Raw genomic sequence first — 5,354 nt, forward strand, 5'->3', positions numbered from 1 at the left:
ACATCAGGGACGCCTCCAGCGGCAGGAGCTCGACAGCACAAGGTTCTGACTGTCGCCTGCCAGGAGGCCCCATCAACGGGCAGCGTTCCCGACCACTGGCTGGGCCGGACATGTCCTGGACGACTCGCCCTCCGGTGCCCGGGACCACTCGGAGCATCCCGCCTTCGGCCGTGCCTCGATCCTACCACAGGATCGAACGAGTGTTCTAATGATCTCCGAAATGCGGTGGTGCCGACCTGCGCCGGGGCGGTAGCTTTCCGGGATGCAGGTGAGGTTCGAACGCACTGGTGAGCGGCGTTACGCGGTCGCGGTGCTTCGTCGCCAGCACGGGGACCTCCGCATGGATCCGGCGCCTGGTTACTCCGACCTGATTCCGCATGACCTGGTGCACCTCGTGGTCGAGGAGGAGTTCGACCTCAAACAGGGGATCTTCGGCTCGCTGGCCGCGGGCGGAAATGCCGGGACCTTCGTGCCGACCGACGAGCTGCGGACCAAGGCGTGGGCCCGACAGGTCGAGCGACGCAACAGGTCCACGGGAGGGGAGATGGAGCGATCGGAGGACCTCGCGGCCCAGGTGTATCCACGCTGGCTGCGGCACCGTGGGCACCTTCCGGGGAGCCACTACGTTCGGCAGGATCCTCCGCCCACCGATCTCAGCGGCAGAGAGCTCGACCGGGTCTACGTGCGGCTCGACGAGCTGTCGCAGCAGTGGCGCGCCGTCGACGTCGGCGAATCCATCACGGTCGAGTGGCCCGGGCCAGAGCGGGCGTGAGTTTCACCCGCTGGCCGTCTCGACCACCACCTCCAGCAGGTCCCGGTCCCGCCCAGGCGCAGCGATCAGGCAAGCCCCACAAGGCAACCCCGCGGCAGTGGTGAGCGGCACGGTGACGGCGGGGAGTCCGCCGATGCCGGCGAGGCAGGTGAGGGCGAGGGTGGAGGAGCGGACGGCCTGCAGTCGAGAAGGCAGGTCGGGCCCGAGGGACGGGGCGACGCAGGGGGTGGCGGGGATGACGAGGATGCGGTCGTCGACGAGCTCGCGGATCACGTCGCGGGCGTCCTCGACCACAGCCCGCGCGGCGTCCGCCTCGGCCGCCGTCACCCGGGCGGCGATGTCGAAGCGTCCTCGCACGTCCGGTCCGAGTGAGGCCAGGCGAGCGGGGGAGGCGTCGAACCACGCGCCGTGCGCCTGCCAAGCCTCCCGCGCCTGCAGGGTGACGAAGGCGTCGCGCCAGGCGGGGAGGTCGCCGAGCGGCCAGGCCTCGGGGATCCGCAGGCGCGGCTGCCAGCCGGCGACGGCGGCGGCCACGTCGGGGTCGGCCAGTGCCATCAGGTCGGGCACGGTCACGAAGCGGCGGTCGAGCGACGTCGGCCCCTCGGGGAGGAGCACGGACCCCACCCGGGCCAACAGGGAAGCGTCGCGGGTCAGCCAGCCGACGGTGTCGAACGTCGGAGCCAGCGGCAACACCCCGTCGCGCGACACCGCGCCGTGGGTCGTGCGGATGCCGAACAGGCCCTGGTAGGCGGCCGGGACGCGGATCGATCCGCCGGTGTCGGTGCCGAGGCCGATGCTCGCCTCGCCCAGCGAGACCGCGCTCGCCGACCCCGACGACGAGCCGCCGCTGATCCGGCCAGGAGCCGCGGGGTTGGGCGGGGTGCCGTAGTGGTGGTTGGTGCCGGCCAGCGACCAGGCGAACTCGTCGGTCTGGCTGATCCCACGCACGGACGCCCCGGCGGCGAGCAGCTGCGCGACGACCGGCGCATGCTCCTCGGCCGGCTCGGCGGCGTCGAGGAACGCCGGGTTGCCGGCGCCGACCGAGAGGCCGCGGACGTCGTACAGGTCCTTGACGGCCACCGTCTCCCCGGCCAGCGGTCCGTCCGCGGCGCCGGTGGCGAGCGGGTCGCCGCGCAGCTGCCACACCCGCTCGTCCCAGGCGGTCACGACACCTCCGGGAAGTCGCTCTTGCGGATCCGGGCGTGGACGCCCTTGACCAGGTCGACGACCTGGGAGATGTCGAAGTCGGTGGCGGCGCTGAGATAGGCGTAGGCCAGGTGGGGCGCCATGCCGTGCCGCGCGCCCAGAAGCGCGATCGCTGCCCGGACGCAGTCCTGCACCGCGACGTCGAGGTCCGGGTCCATCCCCGTCGGCACCAGGAAGTCCACGGTCTCCGCGAGCGGCCCCGCGAGCTCGCCGAACCGACGGACCGCGTCCTCGTGCGGTACGACGTCCAGGCGCACCGTCGCGCGCAGCGACGCCTCCAGCGCGGTCAGCGACACCTCGCCGTCACCCTGCGCGAAGTGCGGGTCGCCGACGTAGGCCAGCGCGCCGTCGACCTGGACGGGGAGATAGAGGGTGGAGCCGACCGTGAGCAGGTTGATGTCGATGTTGCCGCCGTGGGCGCCCGGCGGCACCGAGTGCGGTCGCTCCGGCTCGCGGGTCGCGACGCCCATGATCCCGAGGAAGGGCGCCATCGGGAACGCGACCACCGGCTCACCGCCCTCGACGAGGGGGAGCGTGGCGTGGAGTCCGTCGTCGGCGACCCGGGAGAAGACCGAGACGGTCCCGCCGCCCACCGGGTAGTCGTCCGGCAGCGCCCCGCGCCCGTGCCGGTTGGAGATCACCCCGTAGGGGACCCGCGGCGTCGTCTCGACCACGGTCATCGCCAGCAGGTCACCGACGCGGGCGCCCTCGACCCGCACGGGCCGGGACACGACGTGCGGCCCGTCGACCCCGAAGGTGTGCGGGGCGTCCGAGGCGGCGAGGGCGATCGCGTCGGTCAGCACCTCGCCCGCGTCCACGCCGTGCCGGGCGAAGAACGCCAGCGGATCGCGGCCCTGGTCCTCGAGGATCCCCTCGTGACTGACGGTGTCGAAGGTGACCTCCGTGCCCGGCTCGACGCTCAGCACGGGTGCGTCGCTCGCGCACGGCAGCCGCCCCCACAGCACCGTGTCCGGCGCGGCCGGCAGGTAGGCGTCCGCGCGGATCGGACCGCTGCCGGGCTGCAGGATCTCGTGGACCGTCACAGGGGCAGCGTAGGGCGGTGGTGCGTCGTGCAGGTTTCGATCAGCGTCCGGATCGGGCGCCGAAGCCCGACCGGCGCATCGCCACGATCCAGCGGCGGCGTGGATGCTCGGTCACCGTCCACAGTGACCCGGTCTCGGGCCACCACACCAGGTCCTCCGGACCCGGCGGCGTCGCCGCCCGGAAGCGGCGGAAGGCGCCGGGGGACCCGGCATACACGGTGCCCGGCAGGAAGCCGCTGGCCGAGGCGGTCACATAGGTCGTGCCGTCCGCGACCGCCATGCCCTGCATCCGCACCTCGCCCCGCTCGTCGATCTCCGGGGCCGCGCGCCCCTCGGCGTCCGGCTGGGGCAGGCCCGTCGCGGGGTCGAGCGCGAACCGGGCGAACCGCCGGGTCTTCTGCGGCGTCGAGCCGTACTCCCCGACGGCGAGGGTCGGTGGCGTCGTCGTCCGGTCGAGGGAGAAGAAGGAGAACCGCAGCCGGCTCACGCCCTCCTCGTGGCCCCCACGGTGCGCGAAGCGGACGGGGAGGACGTAGCGGTGCCCGAAGGTCTCGTACGGCGACCCGGCGGGCACACGCAGCAGGTCGGCCGTGCGGCAGGTCATGAACCCCTTGCCCGTCGCGGCGACGTGGACGTGGTCGCCGTGCCACACGATGCCGCCGGCGTGGACCTTGAGCGGCGTGATGCCGGGGCGGCCGTCGGTGAGCGTCGGCATCACGAGCAGGACGTGGGCATAGCGACGTCGCTCGACGTCGACCACGCTGACCCGCGAGCCCTCGCCCTTCTTGGAGTACCAGGTGGTCATCAGCACGTCGTGGCCGTGCCGCTCCCTGACGCCCGTGAACGCCGACGTGGTGATGCCCTGCGGCCACCAGCGCCGGTCGCGCCGGTCCTCGGCCTCCCACGTCCACGCGCCCGTCACCTTGCGGCCCAGCAGTCGCGGATGGGGTGCCCGCGTCCGCCGCAGCTGCCGCGACAGGTCCGGCAGCAGGCCGTCGATCCCGACCCGGCCGCCGCCGTCGCGGGCCAGGTCGGAGGCCAGCGCGTCGATCGCCGCCGCGTTGTCCGCCGTACGCGTCAGGTGCAGTCCCACCACGGCGGCCACGTTAGCGAACGAGGTGGTGGGAGCCTGGCCGCCAGGGCGGCGGGGCCCTGCCACGTGGATTCGAAGACGTCCACGTGTGCCCAGCCATGTGCGCCAGGTGGGAGACCTACGCGGGCGCGAGGAAGCCGGTGCGGCGCGCTTTCAGACTCCCGAGGAGCCGGGATGAAGGTCCTCAGGGTGCCGGGGGTCATCGACGGGCGCGATCTCAACCGGAGGGAAGGGCTCGGAGTAGACCTCTCGGCCGTCAGCCAACTCTTCCTCCAACTCGTCGATCGTTTCAACAAGCTGAAGGCGCCACCGGACCTCTTCGCCGTCAGCGTTGACGAAGTCCCGCTCCAGGGCGCGTCCCCGCGCGAGCGCTGCCGCGAAAGCTGCTTCGTGATCGGCGGCGCGCAGCAACACGACACTCCGACCACGTCCCCGAACTTCGGGACCAACCCAGATCAGGAAGCGGAGCATTGCGCTGAACCATTTCACCGTGACCACCGTCCGTCCGTGAGGAGCTTCCTGACCGTCGAATTCCCTGCGCGTAGTGCGTCCTCCGTGCTCACGTCGGCCCCGACGTAGGAGCGACCTGCTCGTCTGCGGAGTCGGACTCACAGCGAGGCGAAGCAGCATGCCGCGTGATCAATCCTTGGCAAGGGGAGTCAGGTGAACCCAGAGAACGTTCACACACTCCCACCGATGAGAACGTGCCTCGGCATTGCGTGCCGAGACGAACTCGAAGACCAAGCCCGGTGCCGCGAGCTCTGCGGGACCTTGTACCGCGGCCCGAAACTCTTCGCCGTCAGTTGGTGACTGTTCGAGAAATCCAGGGGCGAGCACATAGATCGAAGGAGGCTCGTGAGTGTCTGCTGCAGCGGATAGGTCCTTCGGCGGCTCCACCAGAAGCTTCGACGATTCCTGGAGCGGCAACGCGAGGGAAACCCGGCCGAACCAATCATCGGGGACCGTTGAGGCCAGCCGGGTGAGGAGCGCGATCGACGTGCTCCAGTCCCACTCCCTCAGGCCGAGATCGGTCACGTGCGCTGACATGAAAGATGGGCGGCCGCTGGAAGTCTGCGCCAAGGCGACATCGAACCACTTCTGCAGCATCATTCGGGCAGCTTCCAACCGTTGCTCTCGAGCCATCACGCCTGGGCGTTCGTCAGACTTCGGCCGCCGTGCTTCCAGGTCCCGTCGATGTTGGTCAAGTCCCGTGGCGTGGTGTACGAAGTTGATCCTTCGG

6 protein-coding genes are annotated in these 5,354 nt (G+C 71.2%); 1 reads left to right on the forward strand and 5 read right to left on the reverse strand.

Features of this window, described 5'->3' with window-relative positions; translation table 11 throughout:
• Positions 1–340 precede the first annotated feature (340 nt).
• A complete protein-coding gene (locus E9934_RS19215) occupies positions 341–772 on the forward strand; it encodes a hypothetical protein (RefSeq protein ID WP_202977393.1) in 432 nt (143 codons plus the stop codon).
• A gap of 3 nt (positions 773–775) precedes the next feature.
• On the opposite strand, the gene E9934_RS19220 is transcribed toward E9934_RS19215, so the two are convergent.
• The 5 genes from E9934_RS19220 to E9934_RS19240 all read right to left on the reverse strand — a co-directional run bounded on the left by E9934_RS19220 (position 776) and on the right by E9934_RS19240 (position 5,224).
• Positions 776–1,939 (reverse strand): amidase family protein, encoded by a 1,164-nt coding sequence (locus tag E9934_RS19220; protein ID WP_136564519.1) that lies wholly within the window; start codon positions 1,937–1,939, stop codon positions 776–778.
• Positions 1,936–3,021 (reverse strand): acetamidase/formamidase family protein, encoded by a 1,086-nt coding sequence (locus tag E9934_RS19225; protein WP_136564520.1) that lies wholly within the window; start codon positions 3,019–3,021, stop codon positions 1,936–1,938. Before E9934_RS19225 ends, E9934_RS19220 begins: the two co-directional genes overlap by 4 nt.
• A gap of 40 nt (positions 3,022–3,061) precedes the next feature.
• Positions 3,062–4,117, reverse strand: a complete 1,056-nt coding sequence (locus E9934_RS19230; RefSeq protein WP_136564521.1) for a hypothetical protein — start codon at positions 4,115–4,117, stop codon at positions 3,062–3,064.
• Between the two features lie 150 nt (positions 4,118–4,267).
• Complete coding sequence (locus E9934_RS19235) at positions 4,268–4,603, reverse strand: DUF4288 domain-containing protein (protein ID WP_158295076.1); 336 nt, start codon at positions 4,601–4,603, stop codon at positions 4,268–4,270.
• Between the two features lie 150 nt (positions 4,604–4,753).
• Positions 4,754–5,224: a hypothetical protein gene (locus E9934_RS19240; RefSeq protein WP_136564523.1), complete on the reverse strand. Its 471-nt coding sequence runs from the start codon at positions 5,222–5,224 to the stop codon at positions 4,754–4,756.
• Positions 5,225–5,354 lie beyond the last annotated feature (130 nt).

Origin of the sequence: Nocardioides caeni, from assembly GCF_004912195.1 — a bacterium.
GTDB classification, from domain to species: Bacteria; Actinomycetota; Actinomycetes; order Propionibacteriales; family Nocardioidaceae; genus Nocardioides; species Nocardioides caeni.